The organism is Pseudomonas sp. DR48 (assembly GCF_019823085.1).
Classification (GTDB): domain Bacteria; phylum Pseudomonadota; class Gammaproteobacteria; order Pseudomonadales; family Pseudomonadaceae; genus Aquipseudomonas.
In genome coordinates, this window is the sequence record NZ_CP081946.1 from 2775012 (window position 1) to 2796349 (window position 21338).

16 protein-coding genes and 1 pseudogene are annotated in these 21338 nt (G+C 59.0%); 9 read left to right on the forward strand and 8 right to left on the reverse strand.

The genetic code is table 11. The features are described from left to right. Positions 1-10: 10 nt before the first annotated feature. The 7 genes and pseudogenes from K5K95_RS12490 to K5K95_RS12520 form a co-directional block, all read right to left on the reverse strand. Complete coding sequence (locus K5K95_RS12490) at positions 11-1471, reverse strand: ATPase domain-containing protein (RefSeq protein ID WP_222589684.1); 1461 nt, start codon at positions 1469-1471, stop codon at positions 11-13. Next, a complete protein-coding gene (locus K5K95_RS12495; protein WP_261398147.1) occupies positions 1468-1902 on the reverse strand; it encodes a hypothetical protein in 435 nt (144 codons plus the stop codon). The genes K5K95_RS12490 and K5K95_RS12495 overlap by 4 nt, the downstream gene beginning before the upstream one ends. A 247-nt stretch (positions 1903-2149) precedes the next feature. Continuing rightward, complete coding sequence (locus tag K5K95_RS12500) at positions 2150-3556, reverse strand: DUF2252 domain-containing protein (protein ID WP_222589685.1); 1407 nt, start codon at positions 3554-3556, stop codon at positions 2150-2152. Between the two features lie 103 nt (positions 3557-3659). Further along, complete coding sequence (locus K5K95_RS12505) at positions 3660-4067, reverse strand: hypothetical protein (protein WP_222589686.1); 408 nt, start codon at positions 4065-4067, stop codon at positions 3660-3662. After that, a pseudogene (locus K5K95_RS12510) lies at positions 4064-4756 on the reverse strand (DUF433 domain-containing protein). The gene K5K95_RS12505 and the pseudogene K5K95_RS12510 overlap by 4 nt, the downstream one beginning before the upstream one ends. Positions 4757-5093: 337 nt before the next feature. Further along, the gene (locus K5K95_RS12515) at positions 5094-5351 is read right to left on the reverse strand and encodes a hypothetical protein (protein WP_222589687.1); all 258 of its coding nucleotides are present in this window, start codon (positions 5349-5351) and stop codon (positions 5094-5096) included. Positions 5352-5386: 35 nt separating this feature from the next. Beyond that, positions 5387-5770 carry a DUF6124 family protein gene (locus K5K95_RS12520; RefSeq protein ID WP_222589688.1) on the reverse strand — a complete coding sequence of 128 codons (384 nt, stop codon included), beginning with the start codon at positions 5768-5770 and terminating at the stop codon, positions 5387-5389. Positions 5771-6315: 545 nt separating this feature from the next. Between K5K95_RS12520 and K5K95_RS12525 the strand changes: the two genes are divergently transcribed. Continuing rightward, positions 6316-7107 (forward strand): NYN domain-containing protein, encoded by a 792-nt coding sequence (locus K5K95_RS12525; RefSeq protein ID WP_222589689.1) that lies wholly within the window; start codon positions 6316-6318, stop codon positions 7105-7107. A 157-nt stretch (positions 7108-7264) separates the two neighbouring features. Here K5K95_RS12525 and K5K95_RS12530 read toward each other — a convergent pair whose 3' ends face one another. After that, positions 7265-7477 (reverse strand): hypothetical protein, encoded by a 213-nt coding sequence (locus tag K5K95_RS12530; RefSeq protein WP_222589690.1) that lies wholly within the window; start codon positions 7475-7477, stop codon positions 7265-7267. A gap of 247 nt (positions 7478-7724) precedes the next feature. On the opposite strand from K5K95_RS12530, the gene K5K95_RS12535 reads away from it, so the two are divergent. The 8 genes from K5K95_RS12535 to pelG all read left to right on the forward strand — a co-directional run bounded on the left by K5K95_RS12535 (position 7725) and on the right by pelG (position 20873). After that, the gene (locus tag K5K95_RS12535; RefSeq protein ID WP_090175770.1) at positions 7725-8657 is read left to right on the forward strand and encodes an NAD-dependent epimerase/dehydratase family protein; all 933 of its coding nucleotides are present in this window, start codon (positions 7725-7727) and stop codon (positions 8655-8657) included. Between the two features lie 62 nt (positions 8658-8719). Further along, entirely contained in the window at positions 8720-11533 is a 2814-nt protein-coding gene (locus tag K5K95_RS12540; protein ID WP_222589691.1) for a bifunctional glycoside hydrolase 114/ polysaccharide deacetylase family protein, read from the forward strand. Next, positions 11511-15104, forward strand: coding sequence for a tetratricopeptide repeat protein (locus tag K5K95_RS12545; RefSeq protein WP_222589692.1), 3594 nt, complete (start codon positions 11511-11513; stop codon positions 15102-15104). The genes K5K95_RS12540 and K5K95_RS12545 overlap by 23 nt, the downstream gene beginning before the upstream one ends. Before the next feature lie 28 nt (positions 15105-15132). Next, a complete protein-coding gene (locus K5K95_RS12550; RefSeq protein WP_222589693.1) occupies positions 15133-15651 on the forward strand; it encodes a penicillin-binding protein activator LpoB in 519 nt (172 codons plus the stop codon). A 5-nt stretch (positions 15652-15656) separates the two neighbouring features. Further along, entirely contained in the window at positions 15657-17024 is a 1368-nt protein-coding gene (locus K5K95_RS12555; RefSeq protein WP_261398148.1) for a PelD GGDEF domain-containing protein, read from the forward strand. Further along, entirely contained in the window at positions 17002-17991 is a 990-nt protein-coding gene (locus K5K95_RS12560) for a HEAT repeat domain-containing protein (RefSeq protein ID WP_222589694.1), read from the forward strand. Before K5K95_RS12555 ends, K5K95_RS12560 begins: the two co-directional genes overlap by 23 nt. Further along, positions 17988-19502, forward strand: a complete 1515-nt coding sequence (pelF, locus tag K5K95_RS12565; RefSeq protein ID WP_222589695.1) for a GT4 family glycosyltransferase PelF — start codon at positions 17988-17990, stop codon at positions 19500-19502. Before K5K95_RS12560 ends, pelF begins: the two co-directional genes overlap by 4 nt. Beyond that, entirely contained in the window at positions 19503-20873 is a 1371-nt protein-coding gene (gene pelG / locus K5K95_RS12570) for an exopolysaccharide Pel transporter PelG (protein ID WP_222589696.1), read from the forward strand. It abuts the gene before it with no gap. Positions 20874-21338: the final 465 nt, after the last annotated feature.

A 21338-nucleotide genomic window follows, 5' to 3' on the forward strand; every position in this document is an offset into this window, starting at 1 on the left:
GGTTTTTTGCTTACTCCCTGTCTTTGTTCAACAGCCGCCGGGTCGGACGACCTCCGAGCAAGCCTTCCTGTTCCGGCAGCATCTCGCCGATCTGCAGGCCGTTATCGTCGATGCGGTACTGGCGCAGTTCATCGGAATGGGCGCTGGCCCGAACCTTGACCACGGCCATGATGCGTAACAAGCGGCTCTGCACTTCGATGTAACGCTGGACGATGATGGCGTCGGTGAGAAACGCGGTGCCGTAAGGACTGAATCGCAAGTCAGTGTAGCGGTCCTCCAGCTCGGAGGTCAGCAATACACTGACGCCGATGCTGGTCAGCGCCGTGACCATGCGCGACAACGACTCGCGGAAGTCTTCGCGAAAGGTCGGGGCGAGGGCCAATTCGAAGCCCGACAGCGAATCGATAACCACGCGGGTCGCTTTCAGGCGGCTGATCTCGCTCAGCAGCAACTGCACGATTTCGTCGATGGACAGGTCCGGCGCGCGGCTGTCCACCAGGCCGACCTGACCGCTTTGGATCAGGCCCGTAAGGGTGGCGTTCTGCGAGTGATTGGGCCGTTGCTCGAACGCAGCGATCACGCCGGTCTCGCCATTGCGCGCGCCTTCGGCCAGGAACGTGGCGGCCAGAATGCTTTTGCCCGAGCCCGAGGGGCCGGCCACCAGCAAGGAGTAGCCACGGGGCAAACCACCGCCGAGCATGTCATCGAGCTGCGGCACGCCCATTTTCAGGCGCTTGATCGGGAACTCCAGCGGCGCTTCAACCGGGTTGATGGGGGGCGGCGCAAAGACCTTGATTCCCGACGTGGCGATGCGGAAGGTGTGCAGCCCCGGCAACGTTGGCTGGCCGCGCATCTTCATGATTTCCATCTTGCGCACCATGGAGTTGCGCTGAACGCTCTGGCGTAGCCAGATCAGGCCATCGGCGACGGTGAAAATCGGGTTGGTGTCGGTTTCAGTGAAATATTCGCCAATCAGGAAAGTCGTCGCCTGCCAGGTGGTCATTAACATGCCCAACTGCTGAACGAACTGCGGCAGGTTGTTGTTGGGGTTGTCCTGGGTCTCACTGGCCAGCACCACGGAGCGGAACGAGTCGACGAATACCAGCGCCGGTGAGTGAGCCTCCACCTCGCTGACAATGCGCCGCAGCACCTCGTCCAGATTACCCGCCAGGGTGTCGGCAGCCAGATTGATATAGCGGATCGACTGGTTGATCGCTTCGCTGTCGAAAAAATCGAATTGCTGCTGATAGCGCAACATCTTCAGCGGCGGCTCGCCCAACACGGTAAAGAACAGCGCCGGACGCTCGGACGTCGCCAGGGCGAACATCATTTGATGCGCCAGAGTGGTTTTGCCGCAGCCAGGGGGACCCGCGATCATGTTGAACGAAAACTCCGGCAATCCTCCGCCGAGCACCTCGTCCAGTCCCGGCACGCCGGTGGCCAGGCGGTTGATAGTCACTTTGGTGCTCATGGCGAATTTTCCTGCGAAGGGGTGTCGCTCAAAGAAGGCTCCCACACGTCACGAAGTAAACGTGCGGTGAGCGAGGGCCCGATCAGCGTGGTCAGCAACTCGTAGAAAGTGGTCAATAACACTTCACCGAAAAACAAGGCATCGGTTTCGCTTTGCTCGACGAGTACAGACGGGAGGGCGGTCAGATCCATGCCGGCCGGCATCTTGTCGCAAGTGCGGGCCAGAGACGGATGAGTAGACGCGCACAGGTGGAGGCTGCGGCGATAGAGCGCGGCAACCCCTTGCTGGCCAATGATGGGCGTTAGGGCTGCGTCCATATCCTGCAAGGTTGAAACGATCGCCTGAGCGGTCTTTGCAGTGTCAGCGTTGGGACCAGCACGGTGCGCCAGAGAAGCTACGATCTGACGGCTCTCTTCGCTTAGCGTGGACATGGCTAACTGATATCTGATGGACAGGTATCGATGGTACACCCAATGACGTGCCAACAAGTGATTTGCGCCAGCTTAATGGGCGGCATTGGATGACAAACAACAGCTTATCAATCAAAAGGCAAAAAAAAGCCCGCGGGAGGGCGGGCAAACCGTAGTTTCTTGAATGAGCGAGGGCAATGTACCGATTCAAGAGGCGCGCGGGGGTGAAGAAAAATTTATGCACATGAACGTCCCCGCGCCAGCACCTCTACGGCAAATGGTCGGCCGCAAAATCTGCCTCCGAGCGAGCCTGCAACCGGCCCTTGCGGCAGGCTTGCTGGAATCGCTCAAAGTCTTTTTCGTTCTGCTTGGCGTAGTTTTTGGCGTACTTGAGCAGCGCGTCGGCCAACGCATCGCTCTTGCCGATGTAACCGCTGATCTGCGCGGCCTGCCCTGACGCTTTGGCATGCGCGCGGGCGAGGGCCCGGCCGCAGACACGAGCGTAGGCGGCAAAAGTTGGTGCGTCGAAAGTCTCCAGTTCGGCCGAAATTTTCATGTCGCGCAACTGCCGCACATAGAAATGCCGACCGTTGGGGCCGGTGGTCCAGCCGAGGAACAGATCGCTGGCCGACTGCATCAAGCGTTGGCCTTCGACCACGCGCTGACCGTTATGCCGCACCTTTGAACGGACTTTTACGTAATCGGCCAGTACCGAGCGCCGCGCTTCCTTGAATTGCAGAAACAGCGGGAATTCCTGTTCATCGGTCAGCAACGCCACCAGGCAACGCGTGCCGACGCTGCCGACTCCGACGACTTTGAACGCCAGGTCATGAACATGGAAACGTGACAGCAATGCGCGACGGTCGGCCTGCAACGTGCCTGGGTAGTCGCGCATAAACGTGTCATAGAGCGGCCGCCAGTCCGAGAGGCGCAGCCAGTCATCGTCGGCGTCCAGCAACGTGGTGTTTTTGTGCAGGTGGAAAATCTCCGGCAAGTCATCGCGAATGATCAGGCGACCGTGCGCGTCACGCTCACTGATTTTCGGCAGCAGTTCGGCATGCGTCCGCCGTTCGGCTTTTTCGATGGCGCGCTCCACATGTTCCAGCGTGGCTTTATTCGCCTGTTTGAGCAGGTCGTCATAACTGATGGACTCGTACCAGGTTTCCAGTGCGCTTTGTTCGGCGCATTCGAGCATGGTCCTCTGGTAGGAGGCGACCACTTCGCGGCAGACGCTTTCTTCGACTGATTCGCCATGACGCAGGTCCCGCGCGGCCACGACAAAACTCGCCACCAGGCGTTTGAGGTCCCATTCCCACGGGCCCGGATGCACCTCGTCGAAATCATTGACGCTGAACAACAGATTGCGTTCGGGCGTGGCAAAACCGCCGAAGTTCATCAGGTGGCAATCGCCGCAGATCGGCGATACGAGTCCCATGTTCGAGGTCCCGGCCAGATCGTGGGCTTGCAGCAACGCATTGCCGCGATAGAAGGTGAAGGGCGAGACCAGCATGCGGCCGTAGCGTAATTCGACCAGGGGGCTGATTCGTCCTACGCTGGACGCCTTGATCAGCGGGAGTGGGTCGCGCTTGATTTTCCCGGTCTCGGCCTGAGCATTGCGTGGGCATTTCTTGCGAGCATCCTTGCCTTGCTTCAAGCGGTCATTGAGGGTGGTCATGGGGGCTCTTTGGTGGGGGTTGGGGCTTGTGGGGATTGAGTGTAGAAGGCCCAACGAACAGAGAAATATTCAATGAAACAAAAAAGCCCGGCTGTTGGCCGGGCTATATTTTTATCTGATCGAATTTCCCGTGTGCGGGAAGCTTCCAAGGCACTCTGAAGGCTGCGCCACCTCTTATCAGGTTTGCTTGAATCGTGATCGCGGGCCACCAACGCACCAGATTATGGGCCTTGTTCCAATAGGATTCGTTCCCACAGTGCTTGGCTAAACAAAACACCGGTAGTCCACATTCACGAAATGCCCGTTTTTCAATATCGCCTTTTGTAAATTTATCTTGTGAAATTACCGCCCAGACACCTTCGTTACTCAGGACTGAAATCCAATGAACGTCACAAGTGTCTTGCGGAAATTTATCCCTGAGTGGCAATACTGAATGGCCCTCTATTTTTGTCAGCTCATTTAACGCGCGAGCCAGGGCGGGGGGCAGGTTGTTGTCCAGTAGGAAGTTCAAGCGGCATTCCTTAGCTCAAAATTGACCGCTGCTTCAACCGCTGCATTTGGAATCTCGTAGAGAAGTGCCACTCGTTTGGTGTTTTCTCCTTCCGTCTTGTAGGCGCTAAAAATCGCCGCGGTATCAATTCCCGTACTCGCGTGTATTGGCTTGCCGAAGTTCCGGGAAGGATCCAAAACAATGGCTTTACTGCGCTTTACCGGATACCAGCGCTGAGCGGCGTCAGATTCCGTGTAGTCGATGCCTTCATATAAAGAAGGTTTAATGACCTGCTCAAACGCATATTGTCGCTTGATCAGATCCAGAAGAGACTCATCCCCCGTTTCGCTCATGACGGTGGCAAAAATACGTCGACCGTCGGTTTGAAAGCGTTTGCAGGTAAACGGGTAGGCTTGATTAAACAGTTCTTTGGCTTGTTACGAGGCGTTTCGGATGGCTTGCAGGCTTACGCCGTGCTTGCGGAAGGCATGTACGAAGCGAATTTCCAGAAGATCATGAAAGCCTAGAACGGCCTCACCCAAATCAGCCAGTTCCGAGTTCCAAAGCCCCGGATGCTGAACGCCATGCGCTGTGTAGCCGAATAGCCAGCGGCGAATATCGGTGGCAGGAATTCCCGTGTAGAGAGAGGCTTCCGCTGGTGTGTACAAGCCAACACCGACAAGGCGGCTAGACACTATGGTTTTTTGCATGTTGGCCTCCTTGTCGGCAGATAATTAAGCGAAGGGATTCTGGTCGTAAGGGGGACCGCAAGCAAATGGTCGTGGACGAACAGCCGTTTTTGTTCGTTCAGGGTAGGTTTAAAGGTTGATCAGCACAATCAGCTCAGCGTCGATATGGCTTGCAGGAAATTTCCGAAGAACCTGTCCTGTAATTCGCTGCTGTGACGGTTTGAGGGTGGGGTGGGGAGTTGAGTCGACAGAAAGTTACAGTTTATGAAACCTTCTGTTGAGTCAAAGTCAAAAAGGCACCTGCGACAGTCTCGTCAGGTGCCGATTTTTGTTGTGGGAAGTTTCTACGGGCTAATTATTAAATTGACGAAACCTGCGCCTGCAATCGTCGCCCGACGACATCCATCAAATCGCAGCCGTCGCGCAGTGAAGTCACCAACACCCGCGCCAGTTCACTGTGAACACCCTCGCTGACGGCGAAGCTTTCCAGCAATTGCGTCGCGGTGCGTATGCGGTACGCCGCGGTTTCGTGCAATACGTCCAGCGGTGCTTCGGTGTCGATCAGCAACGACGCGATGGTGCAGTCGATGCCGGTGACGGGCATGTATCGATCCATGACAAAACCTCCATTGGGTAAAAGAGTGCGACCACTTAGACGTGGCTGGCGGACGGAGCTTCGGACACGCCTTCAGGCGGGTCGAGGTTGTCCAGCGCTCGGTTTACCAACAGTTCGCCCAGCACCGCCAGCTGCTGAATCGCCAGTGCCACGTTGCGATGTGAACCTTCGAGATCACAAGCCAGGTCGGTGGACATGACGTTGAGCGAGGCGAGTGTTTCGCAAGCGTGGGCGAGCAGGGGAGGTGTGTCGACGTCGGGGAGGATGGCGAAGACGTGGCTGATGGGGCTGGGGTGAGTCGGGTTGCGGAGGCGGGCGCTGATGGTGCGTTCGGTGGTTTTGGAGAGTTGGCTTAAATCGGGTGCGTCTGTGTCTGACAGTGCCGCAGATTCGGGGGGATTTGGGGTGACTTTCTTCATGATGGAGCTCCTTGCGTTAGTTGGAAGCTGCCAATCCCCTGCTGTCAAACAGGATTGGGTGGCAGCTGTACGCGGGTTGACAGACCGGAAACGCAAGCATCCAGTGCATCCGAAGATGCCCCACGCACAGCCACCAGAACGAAACTGCACGCGTGAAAGCATGCCGTTTTATGCGGAGGAGTGAAAGCTTGCGGTTCTTCAGCCTGTCAAAGCCGTTCGCTGATTTGCAGCGACACCTGAAGGCTATCGTCGATGAGCAGTGCCCGCCAGTTCATGAAAGGCGATACGAGTTGCGGGAAATGTCCTAGGACGGTGACTACGGTCTTACAAAAAAGTCATTGATCAGACTCGACTGAAAGCAACTCATCGAAAATCGATGCGCTCATGACCAGCCTACGGCTAATAGATGTATTTCCTACACAACCTGGCGGTTGACGGAGAAGTGGGGGGCGGCCTAAAGTTCTCCCAACAGCTCAGTACAGCGTGCAGTCAATTGTTAGATCTGCCCAGCAGTCCTGGGCTTTTTTTCGCCCAGAGAAAAGTCAATGAAGCGAACAGCCATCCTCATCGATGGGGGATTCTTCTTCCAGCGTGTAATGTTTTTTACTCGTAAATATTTCGGCAGGAACGTGATGCTCACTGCCGAGCAGCTTGTCCATCTTATTAAGATAGTAGCGAGGCATCACTTGATGGATGAGCGATCCCCCTGCCGAGAACTGTATCGAATCTATTTCTACGACTGTCCTCCCCCCTCGAATCAGGTTCGCTTGCCGATTATCCCTAATGGCCATAAAACTTCGGGGTATATGAATTTTAATACCCATGCTCCCTATCAGCTTCGACGTAATTTGCATGCGTATCTCCGAACCAGTCGTAAGACTGCACTTCGATTAGGAGAGCTGGCTAAAAATGGAGAATGGCAACTCAACACCCACACCCTCAAAGCCTTACTCAATGGGCAGAGAGTATGGGGCGATCTTACGAACGATGACTTTCACTACAGAATTGAGCAGAAGACAGTCGATACAAAACTTGGGATGGACATCACCACATTGGCATTGGACAAGCTTGTCGACGTAATTGTGTTGGTTGCAGGAGACTCTGACTTTGTTCCCGCAGCCAAGCTTGCCAGAATGAAAGGAGTGGATTTTGTACTTGATCCCCTGTGGGCTAATACCACGGACAGTCTGAGAGAGCATGTAGACGGGGTCCGATCATTTGACCTGGTCAGGATTCTTCAACATGTGACCAATTCTGAACTGGTTCAGCAACCGGAGTGGTGGCGTGAAGATGAGCCTGACGGGAGTCACTTCCGGTCCAGGCAAAAAGCAAGTTGATAAACCCAGAGCGTCGATACGACGCTCTTCAATACTCCGCAACCCATCCTCCCGCAGAATCCACGCTTCCTCCCCCCGTCCTCCCCTTATCTCTAGCCCTTTGATGCGAAATGAGTAGAACGATTACATCTCATCCGACCTCGACCCATATCCGCGTCTAATGAAGCCGCGATCTGCCGGGATCAGGCCGTGATCGTCCGAAAAGGGCAGGGCATCCGAGCAGCTTTTCAAAAAGCGTCATGGATTTGTCGTGCCGTTCGTCGGCGACGACGCTCATCAGGCAGCCGATAATTTTCTCAAGGCCATCGACGAGCCATTGCGGCGGTTCGAAGCGAAGCTGGCCATCGATAATAAACAGGGAAAGGTGCACGGCGTATGCTCCGTGCCAGACAAGTCTGTTGAACTCGCATGGCAATTGTATGACACCGTGTAGCTAATAAATGCCGCCAAATAAATGACTGAAAATTGACAGTGATTACCGTTCGGCGACAAGTCAGACAAAGTATTGACACCCTGTTTCTGATCTCCCATTATCGGCGGCGTTTTGATGGCCTTGCGCCATAAAGTCGGCGGAATTCAAGCACTCGTATCCGCTCTAATGTTCAGGGAGAGATTTCATGTTTGTTGAGCGAATACTGGTGACTGGCGGTGCTGGGTTTATTGGGTCGCACCTCGTAGAAGCGTTGCTGGGCAAGGGCTACAAGGTTCGGGTGCTGGATAATTTGTCGACCGGCAAGGTCAGCAATCTGCCGATGGATAATGCCAATCTGAACCTGGTCATCGGTGATGTCGCGGACGGTGCGGTAGTGGCACAAGCCATGCGCGATTGCGGCGCTGTGGTTCACCTGGCGGCGGTCGCCTCGGTGCAAGCCTCGGTGGATGATCCAGTCAGCACCCATCAAAGCAACTTCGTCGGCACCCTCAACGTGTGCGAAAGCATGGTGAAGGCCGGGATCAAGCGCGTGGTATTCGCGTCCAGCGCTGCCATCTACGGCAACAATGGCGAAGGCACGGCGATTCACGAAGACACGCCAAAATCCCCACTCACGCCGTATGCCAGCGACAAACTGGCGAGTGAGTATTACCTGGATTTCTATCGCCGCGAGCATGGCCTGGAACCGATGATTTTTCGGTTCTTCAACATCTTCGGCCCACGCCAGGATCCGTCATCGCCGTATTCCGGGGTCATCAGCATTTTTACCAAGCTGGCCTTGGCAGAGCAGTCGGTGGCGATTTTCGGCGACGGCGGCCAAACCCGCGATTTCGTTTATGTGCAGGACCTGGTGAGCATTCTCGTGCAATCGCTGGAAGTCAGCGAACCAAGCCCAGGCCCGGTCAATGTCGGCCTCAGCCGTTCCACTAGCCTCAACGACCTGATCACTGAATTGGGCGCCGCCACCGGCAACCCGTTGAAGGTGATTCATCACGCGCCACGTCAAGGCGACATTCGCCATTCGCGCGCCAACAACAGCCGCCTGCTCGAGCGCTTCAAGCTCCCGGAACCGACCACCATCGGCAAAGGGCTGGTTCAGCTTATCCGCAGCCTGTAAGCCGGTCGGTTTCGCTGTCCGACATCCAAGCAGTATCGGTTCAGTCCATTCAAGAGTGAGTTATGGAAATCGTTTTTCGCAGGACGCGTGTCCGCGCGGCCGCTAAACGGCTGCTAGCCGCATTAGCATTGTTCGTGAGCGGGCCCGCCGTGCAGGCCGCCGCATTACCGCAACCCGCCAGCGTGGCTTTTTGGTACGCCGATCAACCGCCGATTTCCGAGCTGGCTCAGTTCGACTGGTCCGTGGTTGAGCCGGGGCATATGACCGTGGGCGACGTCAAAACCCTGCGCAAACTGGGCAGCCAGCCATTCGCCTATCTGTCGGTGGGCGAGTTCAGTGGCAGCAAGGCGGACATCGAAAAAGCACACCTCAGCGGCGCAGTCGGTCCTGTGCGCAACGGCGCGTGGGACAGTCAGGTCATGGACTTGTCAGCGGCGGCCTGGCGGGAGCATTTGTTCGCTCGCGCCAAGTCTTTGCAGACTGAGGGCTACGCCGGATTGTTCCTCGACACCCTCGACAGCTTCCAGTTGATGCCCGAGTCGTCGCGAGAAAAACAGCGTCTGGCACTCGCCAGTTTCCTGCGCGAACTGCACCAGCGTCAGCCGAGCCTGAAGCTGTTTTTCAACCGTGGATTTGAAGTATTGCCGGACCTGGACGGTGTGGCGTCTGCGGTGGCAATCGAGTCCATTCATGCCGGTTGGGACGCTGGCGCCAAGCGCTATCGCCCGGTGCCTGAAGCCGATCGCCAGTGGCTGGAAACCCAGATCCAACCGTTGCGCGCCAAAGGCATTCCGCTGGTCGCCATCGACTACTTGCCGCCAGAGCGCCGCGACGAAGCGCGCAAACTGGCCAAGCGTCTGCGCGCCGAAGGTTTCATTCCCTACATCGGCACGCCTGAGCTGGACTCGATGGGCATCAGCAGCATCGAAGTCCAGCCGCGCCGGATCGCGCTGCTTTACGATCCGCGCGAAGGCGACCTGATCCGCAACGCCGGGCACACGTTGCTCGGCGGTCTGCTCGAATACCTCGGCTACCGCGTCGATTACCTGCCGGTGGACAACACACTGCCTGCGTATCGCTTCGGTGGTTTGTACGCAGGCGTCATCACCTGGATGACCAGCGGCCCGCCGCAGGACGCATCGGCTTTTAACAGCTGGATCGGCAAGCGTCTGGACGAACAGGTTCCGGTGGTGTTCTTTTCCGGCCTGCCGATTCAAGACACGTTGCTGCTCAAGCGCCTGGGCCTGAATCGCGCGGCGCCGATTGGCACTCAAGCGTTGAGCATTACTTATCAGGACAAGGCGCTGATCGGCGCCTTCGAAGCACCGGTGCAGCCCAGATCCCGTGACCTGACCGCGATCTCCCTGCTGCCCAAAGGCCCGAAAGCCGCGTTGTTGCTGACCACGGCAGACGGCCAGACATTCGCCCCGGTGGCGGTCGCTGAGTGGGGCGGTGTCGCCCTTGCGCCGTACATTCTGGAAACCAACAACGAACGCAGCCGCTGGATTCTCGACCCGTTCGCTTTCCTCCAGGCCAGCTTGCGTTTGCCGGTGCAGCCGCGTCCGGACACCACCACCGAAAACGGTCGCCGCATCGCCACCGTGCACATCGATGGCGATGGCTTCCCGTCGCGCGCCGAAGTGCGCGGCACGCCCTATGCCGGCAAACAGGTGCTGGACGATTTCATCCGGCCCAATCCGTTTCTGACGTCGGTGTCGGTGATCGAAGGCGAGATTTCGCCGCGCGGGATGTTCCCGTTCCTCGCCCGCGAGCTGGAACCGATTGCCCGCGAATTGTTCGCTGACCCGAAAGTCGAGGTCGCCACGCACACCTTCAGCCATCCGTTTTTCATGCAGCCGGAACAGGCCAAGAAGCGCGAAAACTTCAACCCGGAATACGGTTTGAAGATGGCGATTCCGGGCTACGACAAAATCGATTTCCACCGCGAGATTTTTGGCTCGCGCGACTACATCAACCAGCAGCTCACCACCCCGGAAAAACCGGTGAAGATGGTGTTCTGGCCGGGCGATGCATTGCCGTCGGCGGCCACCATCAAGCTGGCTTACGACGCGGGACTGAAAAACGTCAACGGCGCCGAAACCATGCTGACCAAGGCCAACCCGTCGCTGACCGGTTTGAACCCGCTGCTGCGCCCCACTGAAGGTGGCTTGCAGTACTACGCGCCGATCATCAACGAGAACCTCTACACCAACCTGTGGAAAGGCCCGTACTACGGCTTTCGCGATGTGATCGACACCTTCGAACTCACCGACAGCCCACGGCGCTTGCGTGGCTTGCACCTGTATTACCACTTCTATTCGAGCACCAAGCAGGCCTCGATCAAGGCCATGGGCGATATCTACGGCTACATGAAAACCCAGCAACCGATGTCGCTGTGGATGAGCGACTACCTCGATCGTCTGCACGGTTTGTATCAATCCAGTCTGGCCCGTACCGCCGATGGCGACTGGCAGGTTCGCGGCATGGATGCGCTGCGTACCCTGCGCCTCGACCCGCAAATGGGCTGGCCGGACCTGCTGCGTTCGCAAGGCGTCGCGGGTGTTCGTGACTTGCCGCAAGGCCGCTATGTGGCGTTGAGCAGCGACCACGCGTTGCTGGTGTTGCGTCCCGATCGGGATGACAGACCGGCGCTGGAGGACGCCAATCTGCCGTTGCTGGACTGGACGTATGTGGATGCAAAGCAAGTGAACTTCTCGTTCGCCGGGCAGGTCGATCTGGCCTTCTCCGTGCGTTCGTCGAGCACCTGCCGGGTTGAAGTGGATGGGCAACATTTTGCAGGCAAGGCATCCGCCGGCCTGTGGACTTTTCAATTACCAATGAAGCAGGTGAGTCATGGTCAACTCTTCTGCATCTAACTCCTCAGTAACCAAAAGCAGCCGCCTGCTCAATCCTTGGGCATTGGCGGTGGTGGCGGTGGCCGTGGGTGGCCTTTTGTGGCTGACGTTCCAGCGCGAAGAAGTGTTCCAGCCGGACGGCCGCGAACCGGATGCGGTCTCGGCCAACTACGCCGAACTGCTGCTGGCGGCGCACCCGGACGACGACCGTCTGCGCTTGCAACTGGTCGATCTGTTGATTCGTCTTGGCGACTACGCCAAGGCGCGCCAGCACCTTGAGAGCTGGCCGAAACCGGCACCTGAGTTGCAGGCCTATTACCGTCTGGAGCTGGATGCGCTGGAGGCGGCGAAAGCCAATGATCCGGTCGCGCAGAAAGCCTTGGTCGAACGCCTGCAAAGCTTTGATCACCGGATGTTGGCACTGCCGCAGCTGCAGAGTCTGGCCAAGTTGGCCCTGACACTGCAGGCCCCGGCGTTTGCAGCCAGCGTCTACGAAGAAATTGCCGATCGCGATCAGGCCCAGCGTACTGATTCGCTCAAGTCTGCTGCGCAGTGGTATCTGGCCGGTGAGCAACCGGGGCGCGCCGCCGACATTTACCTGCTGCTCAAGCAAGACAGCCAGGCGCCATCCGAGCGTCGTGAATACGCGCAACTGGCGTTCAACAGCCTATTGGCGGCGGGTCGTGGCGACCAGGCCGTGCGCGTGCTGGCTGAGGAGCTGGACCAGCTCAAGGATCCGCAAACTGATTCGGCTTGGCTGGAGCAGGGCATCGACGTTGCCGTCGGCAGCAAACGCTTCGATCTGGCCCAGCGTTTTCTCGATCAGTGGCGCGTTTTGCAACCGGATAACCCGCAAATCCTGCGCAAGGAATTCAGCATGCGCCTGGCCCTCGGCGATCTGCCCGGCGCCTGGGAGAGCGGTCAGCAGCTGGTAGCTGAGCATCCGGATGACCTGGCGTTGCTTGAGCAAATGGCGCACTTGGGCGAATGGCGCGGTGACACTCCGGCAGCCCTGACCTACTGGATTCGTTTGCTGAAGCTGCACGAAGATCCGCAAACCCGTGAGCACGCCTGGCGACTGGCGAGCCAACAGTACGACTTCGATCAGTCGATCCCTTTGCTTGCCCAGATCATGGACCAGCGTGCGCTGACCGACGTCGAGCTCGATGCGCTGATCTACGGCCACGAATCGCGCGGCACACCGGCCCAAGCCGAAGCCTGGTTGCACGCTTACCTGCGCAAGTACCCGGCCCATCGCCTGGCCTGGACGCGGTTGCTGCAAAACCTCGAAAGCACGGGGCAGTTCGCCGCAAAGGTCGAGGTCTACAAGAACTACTCGAAACGTTTTGCACTGACCACGACCGAGCGCGTCGATTGGGCCAACACCGACCTGAAGCTGTTTGATAATCAGGCGGCGTGGGAAGTGTTGCAGGTCGATAACAGCAAGATCACCGATGAAAGTTACTGGCGCTTGCGCGCAGCCCTGGCCTGGGACCTGGAACTCGACAACGAGCTGCAGGACTCCCTGGAAAAACTGCTCGCGATCAAGGGTTCGCTCAACAGTGGCGACGAGAGTCAGCTGATCACGCGGTATCGCACCAGCGATCCGAAACGCGCCCTGACCATGATGGTCGGCAGCTGGAACCGTGCGCATGATCCGCTGCGTCTGGTCGAAGCCTTGCAGCAAGCGCAAGAAATGCAGGACTGGCCGCAAGTGGTCGCCTTGCTCAAAGACGCCGAGCAATACCCGGAGGCCAACGAGCAAGCGCAAGTGCTGGCGGTACGCGGTGCGTTGGCGGTGCAGCAGGGCAACGTCGATGAGGCGCAGCGTTTGTACCTCTCGGGCTTGTCACGTTTCCCGGATGAAAACCTGTTCCGCGAACGTCTGATGTGGCTTTACATCGATCAGGGCAACACCACCGCGCTCAAGCCATTGCTGACTGAATGGAAGCCGCAGGCGCGTCAGGATCGAATCCTCTGGCTGCCGTTCGCCAGTGCCAGTCAAATGCTGGGTCGCGATACCGAAGCCCTGGCCTGGTATCGCATGTACCTCAAGACCGCCCCGCAGGATTGGCTGGTCCGCGCGGCCTATGCCGATGCGCTGGAAAACGCCGGCTATCAGGATGCCGCACAACGGTTGCGCCTCAAGTTGCTACGCAGTCCCGAGGGCGAAAACATTCAGCCTTCGTCCCAACGCTATGCAATCTGGTTGCGCTTGATGGCCAGCAGTTATTCGCCGGGCAAGGCACAGCAGGAAGTGGCGAAGTGGAAAGACGGCTCGCCAGCGATGCTGCAATTGTGGTTCGAGCGGTTGCTGGCGCGTCTCGACGCGACGAACCAGGAATCGCAGAAAGACCAATGGCTGGATTGGGCGCGTAGCCAGGGCTTGAAAGTCCAGCGTTACGAAGAGATTCAGCAAGCCCTGCGCAGTCGCAACAAGGCGCAGGTCGAAACGCTGCTGGCCAGCAGTGACCTGAACCCGGCGCAACGCGCTCAGGCACTGAGTCGCCTCGGTCGGTTCGACGAAGCCCTCGACCTCAGCCAGTCCGCGCTGGGTGACGATCAGCCGGCGGCCGTGCGTGACCAACTGCGCCGTCAGGCTGTTGAACTTCAGGAACTGACGCCACAAGGCGCGCAGCTGTCCTGGCATCAACAGGATTTCGGTGGCCTGGAATACAGCGCGCCGCGTCTGGAGATTGCGCACAACCTGGGTGCTCAGTGGTACGCCGATCTTGAGCTGGAGAACGGCACTTACAACAGCAACCAGTTGATCGAAACGCGCATGGGCGATGAGCACAACGCTGCGCTGACCCTGCAACGTTCGGTCGAGGATGGCAGCTACAAACTGTTCGCCGACACCAGTCAGCGCAAGGACGACGACCGCAATGGCCTGGGCCTGTCCCGGACCTGGCAGTTGAGCGCCAGCGACCAGGTCGAAACCGGTCTGGACTGGCATCGCAAAAGCGAAGACAGCGGCCTGATGCGCGCTTTCGGCCAGCACGACAGCGTGTGGGTCGGCGGCCGTCACGGGCTCTCGGCGCGGGATCAGATCAGTTGGGAAGTGGCACAGAAATCGTTCTCCACCCGTGCGGGCGATTCCCTGGGCAACGGCCAGGAACTGAAGATGGAATACAACCACACGCTGGAATTCGCCGGGCCCAACTGGACCGTGCGCAGCGGTATCGATTATCAGCACAACAACGTCAAGGACCGCACCCTGGATTACCTGTCCAGCGCCAACGGCGGCCCGGTGAAAAGCGTTGATAACTCGGACGATCCTACCGTCGTGACGGCTGACGATCTGCTGCAAAGCCGTTATGGCCAACTGTACGTCGGTAGTTCATGGCGTCGCGGTTTGCCGGGCGCACTGGTGCGCACTCGCCCGCAATACACCTGGCTGGTGGACGTGACGGCAGGCTGGCAATGGCTGGATCAAACCTTCAACTACGGCATCAACACCGGGCTCGGCGTCGAAGTGTTGGGCGGTGACGAATTGGCCCTTACCGTCGGCTACCAATCCGCGCCTCAAGGCGGGAACGGTCAGGCGGGCGGAACACTGGGTGTGAGCTACGGCGTGCGATTCGGACGCTGATCATGAAATGTTTACAGGAGAAAAACTGATGCAAGCGATTCGTAATCTGAGCCTGGCTCTGGCAGTCCTGTTTGTCGCCGGTTGCGCCAGCTTCACCGGCGACACCAGCCCGAATCTTCCGCGTAATGCGAAGTGGGGCACCGTGCCGATGATCAACTATTCGCAAACCCCGCAAGCTGGCGAACGCGCCGAGCAAATCCTGCTCAGCGTACTCAGCAGCCATGGTCTGCAACCACGGGTTTACCCGGTCAGCACCCAAGGCGAACAAGCGCTGATGGACGACAACGAACGTCTGGCCGGCGCTCTCGATTGGGCGCGCGACCAAAAGCTTGATTATGTCGTCGCGGGCAGCGTCGAAGAGTGGCAATACAAGAACGGCCTGGACGGCGAACCGGCGGTGGGCATCAGCCTGCGCGTGCTCGAAGCCAGCAGCGGTCGTGTGCTCTGGAGCAAAAGCGGCGCCCGTGCGGGCTGGTCCCGTGAAAGCCTCGCCGGCACCGCGCAAACGGTGCTCGACAAACTTGTTGGCGCCCTTCGGTTCGAGTGAATGCAATGAATTCTCCCCACATGGATTACAGCCTCGCGCCGCGTGCCAGCGGCCCGGTGTCTTGGCTGGAAACGCTTTTGGTAACGGGCGGCGCCATCGGCCTGGGCTTGTGGCTGACCCCGCAAGACCCGCTGCAGATGCACAGCGGTTTCCCTTGGCCGGTGCTGGCGCCGCTGCTGTTGGGCGTGCGTTATGGATTTGTGCGCGGCTTGCTCAGCGCCAGCCTGCTGGTGATGGCGTTGTTCGCACTGCGCTACATCGGGCACGAAGCCTACGCGCAGCTTGATCCGTCCTTCATTGTCGGCGTACTGGTCAGCGGCATGCTGGTGGGCGAGGTTCGCGATCTGTGGGAACGGCGCTTGCAACGCCTGCAGATGGCCAACGATTACCGCCAGTATCGTCTCGACGAGTTCACCCGCGCGCACCAGATTTTGCGCGTCTCTCACGACCTGCTGGAGCAGCGCGTGGCGGGCAGCGATCAAAGCTTGCGCAGCTCCTTGCTGGGTTTGCGCGAGAAGTTGCGGGTGATGCCGGACGAAGGTGATGCACTGGCGGCGCTGGCCGATCCGATCGTCGCCATGCTGGGCCAATACGGCGCGCTGCGCGTGGCCGGGTTGTATCGCGTGGACGAGCGCGAAGAAAACGTCTTGCCCGAAGCACTGGCGACGATTGGCGTCATGGGGCCTTTGGGCACTGAAGACGGTCTGGTCAAGCTGTGCCTGGAACGTGGCGAACTGGTCAGCGTGCGTCAGGAACTGATCGATGCCGGCAGCTCGGCACAGTTCTCGTCGTTGCAAGCCTGTATTCCGCTGATCGATGCCGAAGGTCGTCTGCTGGCGATTCTGGCGGTTCGGCAGATGCCGTTCTTCGCCTTCCAGGATCGCACATTGAGCCTGTTGGCGTTGCTCGCCGGGCACATCGCCGACCTGCTGCGCCGCGACCCGCAAGTGCTGCAACTGGCCGACGCCGATGCGCAACAGTTCACGTCGCAGCTCAAGCGTTCGCTGGTCGATGTCGAGCAGCACAAACTGGCGGCCGGTCTTTTCGCCTTTGAAATGACCCGTCCCAATGAAGAGCTGTCGCGTCTGTTCGAACGCAGCCAGCGTGGCCTCGATCTGCAATTGCCGCTGCGCAACAACCGCGATCATCAGCTATTGCTGGTGCTGCTGCCGTTGACCAGTCCGCAAGGCACCGAAGGCTATCTGGCGCGCATGAACCTGATGCTGCACGAACACTTTGGCATTGAAAGCAGCCTGGAAAACCTTGGCGTACGCGTGCTGCCGTTCAACCTGGAGCCTGGCTGTGAACGCAACGGGCTGCGTAATTTCCTGTTCAACGAGTGTGGCTTGAATGATCAGCAAGTGGCTGTTTAGCGGAGCCTTGTTGTTAGAGGCGGGCAGTTGGGCCAGTTTGTGGCTCGCGGCGCCCGAGTTACAACAATTGCTGGTGTTCACCCTCAGTCACGGCCTGGCGTGCGTCATGTTGTGCGCCGCCGTGTGGCTGTTGCTGCCGGCGCGCTACCGTTCGCCGCTGCCGTGGAGCCCGCTGTTTATCTTCAGCCTGGCGTTCTTCGTGCCGGTGCTTGGCGCAGTCGGCGTGGTGGCGGCAATCTTCCCGGCGCTGTACCTGCCGCGCAAACGCGACAAGCAAGCGTGGCAAGCGGTGGGCATCCCGAAACTGCCGTACCGGGCTCAGTTGCAACTGCACTCGCCGATTTTTGCCGACGGCGGTTTGCAGGACGTGCTGCGTCATGCGCCCGATCCGGATCAGCGCCTGTCCGCCCTGTTGGCGACTCGTCGCATGCCTGGCAAAGAAGCCGTGCCGATTCTCAAACTGGCCCTGGCCGACCCGAGCGACGATGTGCGCTTGCTGGCTTATTCGATGCTCGACAAACAGGAAAGCGACATCAACCTGCACATCCAGATCGCCCTCGGCGAACTGGTCGACGCCACTGCCAAAGCGGCGGGTGCGCTGCACGGCAGGCTGGCGCGCTGGTACTGGGAGTTGGCGTATCTGGGGCTGGCGCAAGGCAGCGTGCTAGACCACGTACTTGCCCAGGCCAGCGAACATGCCGAGCTTGGCCTGGCAGCGGGCGAGGGCGGTGAGCTGTTCTTGCTGGCCGGGCGCATCGCGCTGGAGCGCGGTGACGTCGAGCGCGCCGAAGTGCTGTTGAGTCTGGCCCAGGAAAACGGAATGGGCGCGGCACAAGTGCTGCCGTTTCGTGCGGAGCTGGCGTTCGAGTCCGGTCGTTACCACGAAATTCCCGGCTTGCTCGCACGCCTTCCCGAGGAAACCCGTCAGCGGCCACCGTTCGCCGCATTGGTCAGGAGCTGGACATGATGCACAAGGAACAGGCACCGGTTGCCGACATCTGTCTGCTGCTCGAAGGCACCTGGCCTTACGTGCGCGGCGGTGTTTCCAGCTGGATTCACCAGATGATTCTCGGCCTGCCGGAACTGACCTTTTCGGTGATGTTCATCGGCGGCCAGCGTCAGGCGTATCCGTCCCGTCGCTACGACGTGCCGGCCAATGTGCTGCACATCGAAGAAGTGTTCCTCGAAGATGCGACGCATCCGACCAACACGCTGGGCGATCCGCGTGAGGCTGACTCGCAGCAATTGCAGGACTTGTATCGCTTCCTGCATCACCCGGACGCGCCAGCCCCGGCGCTGGGCGAACGCTTGCTCGATTGCATCGCCCAGGGCCGCATGACCCTCGACGACGTGCTGCGCAGCCGCGCCAGTTGGGAGTCGTTGAGCGAAGGCTATCGTCAGCATTGCGCCGACCCTTCGTTCGTCAATTATTTCTGGACCCTGCGCGCGATGCAGTCGCCGTTGCTGATGCTCGCCGAAGCCGCGCAACGGATGCCGAAAGCGCGGGTGCTGCACTCGATTTCCACAGGGTATGCGGGCTTCCTCGGCTGCATTCTCAAGCAGCGCTGGAACTGCACTTATTTGCTCAGCGAGCACGGGATCTACACCAAGGAACGCAAGATCGACCTGGCCCAGGCCAGCTGGATCGCCGAGAGTTCCGGCCAGGCGCTGAACCGCAGCCTCGATGCCGGCTCGGGTTACATCCGAACCTTGTGGGTGCGTTTCTTCGAACGCATTGGTCAGCTGACGTACAACAGCGCCGACAACATCATCGCGCTCTACGACGGCAACCGTCAGCGGCAAATCAAGGACGGCGCCATTGCCGCCCGTACCCAAGTCATTCCCAACGGCATCGATCTGCCGGTGTGGACCGCGGCGCTGGAATCGCGCGCCGAGGGTATTGCGCCAGTGGTCGGCCTGATTGGCCGTGTGGTGCCGATCAAGGACGTCAAAACCTTTCTGCGAGCGATGCGCGGCGTGATCAGCGCCATGCCGAACGCCGAAGGCTGGATCGTCGGCCCGGAAGAAGAAGACCCGGAATACGTCAGCGAATGCCGCAGCCTGATGGCCAGTCTGGGCCTGGAGGGCAAGGTGCATTTCCTCGGCTTCCAGCGCATCCAGGAGATCCTGCCTAAGCTCGGTCTGATGGTCCTGACGTCGATCAGTGAAGCGCAGCCGCTGGTGATCCTCGAAGCCTGGGCCGCCGGTACGCCGGTGGTCAGCAGCGACGTCGGTTCGTGCCGCGAGCTGATCGAAGGCGGCAGCGCCGAAGACCGTGACCTGGGGCACGCCGGCAAAGTGGTGGCGATTGCCGATCCACAAGCCACCAGCGCCGCAATCCTTGAACTGTTGCGCAGCCCGTCACGCTGGCAGGCCGCCCAGGCCAGCGGCTTGTTGCGGGTTACCCGTTATTACACCGAAGCCTTGATGCTGCAGCGTTACCGCGACCTGTATCAAGCCGCCATGGAGAACAGCTAAATGGCCGGTATTGGCTTTGAACTGCGAAAAATCCTTTCGCGCGATTCCTACACCGCAACGTTGCACGCCTACGTCTACGCCGGGCTGATCAGTTCCGGCCCGTGGGTGTTGTCGATCATCAGCGTGATGCTGGTGGGCATCATCAGCATCGGCTTGTTGCTGCCGAATGCGTTGGTCGGGCAATTCCTGGTGACGGTGACGTACCTGATGGCCACCTCGTTGATCCTGACGGGTGGCTTGCAGTTGTTCTTCACCCGTTTCGTGTCCGACCGCTTGTTCGAGCACAAGTACGACCAGATCCTGCCCAACCTGTTGGGCGTGTTGTTGATGGTTACCCTGGGCGCCGGCGTGCTGGGGATCATCGTCCTGGGCCTGTTGTTCGATCAGCCGCTGATCTACCGCGTGCTGGTGCTGGCCAACTTCGTGGTGCTGTGCAACTTGTGGCTGGTGATCATCTTCCTCTCGGGGATGAAGGCCTATAACCGCATCCTGCTGGTGATGCTGGTGGGTTACACGCTGATGGTCGCGAGTGCCTACGTGCTGAGCTTCCTGCAGATGCCGGGCTTGCTGCTGGCGTTGTTGATCGGGCACAGCACGCTGCTGTTCCTGTTCCTCTACGACATCCTGCGCGAGTACCGCGCCGAAAAACTGATCGCCTTCGATTTCCTCGAGCGGCGCAACGTTTTCCTCAGCCTGCTGGCCACCGGTTTCTTCTACAACCTGGGGATCTGGATCGACAAATTCATGTTCTGGTTCAACCCCGGAACCTCCAACGAAATTGTCGGCCCGCTGCGCGCCTCGATCCTTTACGACTTGCCGATCTTCCTCGCGTACCTGGCGATCATCCCCGGCATGGCGGTGTTCCTGGTGCGCATCGAGACCGACTTTGCCGAATGGTATGACCGTCTGTTCCGGGCGATTCGCGAAGGCGAAACCCTGCAGCACATCGGCCAGCTGAAAACCGAAATGACCTTGTCGATCCGTCAGGGTTTGCTGGAAATCTGCAAGGTGCAAGGGCTGACGGCGGTGCTGTTGTTCCTGTTTGCGCCTCGACTGCTGGACTGGCTGGGCATCTCCAGTTATTACCTGCCGCTGTTTTATATCGACCTGATCGGTGTGAGCATCCAGGTGGTGTTCATGGCCTTGCTCAACGTGTTCTTCTACCTCGACAAACGCACCGTAGTGCTCGAACTGTGCGTGCTGTTTGCGGTGTTGAACGCGATGTTGACGCTGTTCAGCATGTACCTGGGCCCAAGCTTCTTCGGGTACGGGTTTACGCTGTCGTTGCTGATCTGTGTATTGCTGGGTTTACACAGGCTCTCAACGGCGCTTGAGGATCTGGAGTACGACACGTTTATGTTGTCGCGCTGACGGATTTTCAGGCATGAAAAAAGGCACTGGCGATAAATAGTCCAGTGCCTTTTTTTTGTTTGACTGTGGCCTGCTCGCGATAGCGGTGGGTCGGTTGGAATCTATGTGACTGTCACGCCACCATCGTCGGAACGCCGCCCGGAGCAAGCCCGCTCCCACAGGTGATCGCCAGTGAATACAAAATCTGTGTCCGACAACGATCCAGTGTGGGAGTGAGCCTGCTCGCGATAGCGGTAGTTCAGTCAATAAATAAGGTGACTGTCAGACCGCCATCGCCAGCAGGCTGGCTCCCACAGGTGATCGGCGGTGAATACCAAAGCTGTGTGCGACATCGATCCAGTGTGGGAGTGAGCCTGCTCGCGATAGCTGTAGTTCAGTCAATAAATAAGGTGACTGTCAGACCGCCATCGCCAGCAGGCTGGCTCCCACAGGTGATCGGCGGTGAATACCAAAGCTGTGTGCGGC

Excerpts from the sequence above, each read along its gene's own strand:
- K5K95_RS12490 (WP_222589684.1), bottom strand. The coding sequence starts at position 1,471 with ATGAGCACCAAAGTGACTATCAACCGCCTGGCCACCGGCGTGCCGGGA.
- K5K95_RS12495 (WP_261398147.1), bottom strand. The coding sequence starts at position 1,902 with ATGTCCACGCTAAGCGAAGAGAGCCGTCAGATCGTAGCTTCTCTGGCG.
- K5K95_RS12500 (WP_222589685.1), bottom strand. The coding sequence starts at position 3,556 with ATGACCACCCTCAATGACCGCTTGAAGCAAGGCAAGGATGCTCGCAAG.
- K5K95_RS12515 (WP_222589687.1), bottom strand. The coding sequence starts at position 5,351 with ATGGATCGATACATGCCCGTCACCGGCATCGACTGCACCATCGCGTCG.
- K5K95_RS12520 (WP_222589688.1), bottom strand. The coding sequence starts at position 5,770 with ATGAAGAAAGTCACCCCAAATCCCCCCGAATCTGCGGCACTGTCAGAC.
- K5K95_RS12525 (WP_222589689.1), top strand. The coding sequence starts at position 6,316 with ATGAAGCGAACAGCCATCCTCATCGATGGGGGATTCTTCTTCCAGCGT.
- K5K95_RS12535 (WP_090175770.1), top strand. The coding sequence starts at position 7,725 with ATGTTTGTTGAGCGAATACTGGTGACTGGCGGTGCTGGGTTTATTGGG.
- K5K95_RS12540 (WP_222589691.1), top strand. The coding sequence starts at position 8,720 with ATGGAAATCGTTTTTCGCAGGACGCGTGTCCGCGCGGCCGCTAAACGG.
- K5K95_RS12545 (WP_222589692.1), top strand. The coding sequence starts at position 11,511 with ATGGTCAACTCTTCTGCATCTAACTCCTCAGTAACCAAAAGCAGCCGC.
- K5K95_RS12550 (WP_222589693.1), top strand. The coding sequence starts at position 15,133 with ATGCAAGCGATTCGTAATCTGAGCCTGGCTCTGGCAGTCCTGTTTGTC.
- K5K95_RS12555 (WP_261398148.1), top strand. The coding sequence starts at position 15,657 with ATGAATTCTCCCCACATGGATTACAGCCTCGCGCCGCGTGCCAGCGGC.
- K5K95_RS12560 (WP_222589694.1), top strand. The coding sequence starts at position 17,002 with ATGATCAGCAAGTGGCTGTTTAGCGGAGCCTTGTTGTTAGAGGCGGGC.
- pelF (WP_222589695.1), top strand. The coding sequence starts at position 17,988 with ATGATGCACAAGGAACAGGCACCGGTTGCCGACATCTGTCTGCTGCTC.
- pelG (WP_222589696.1), top strand. The coding sequence starts at position 19,503 with ATGGCCGGTATTGGCTTTGAACTGCGAAAAATCCTTTCGCGCGATTCC.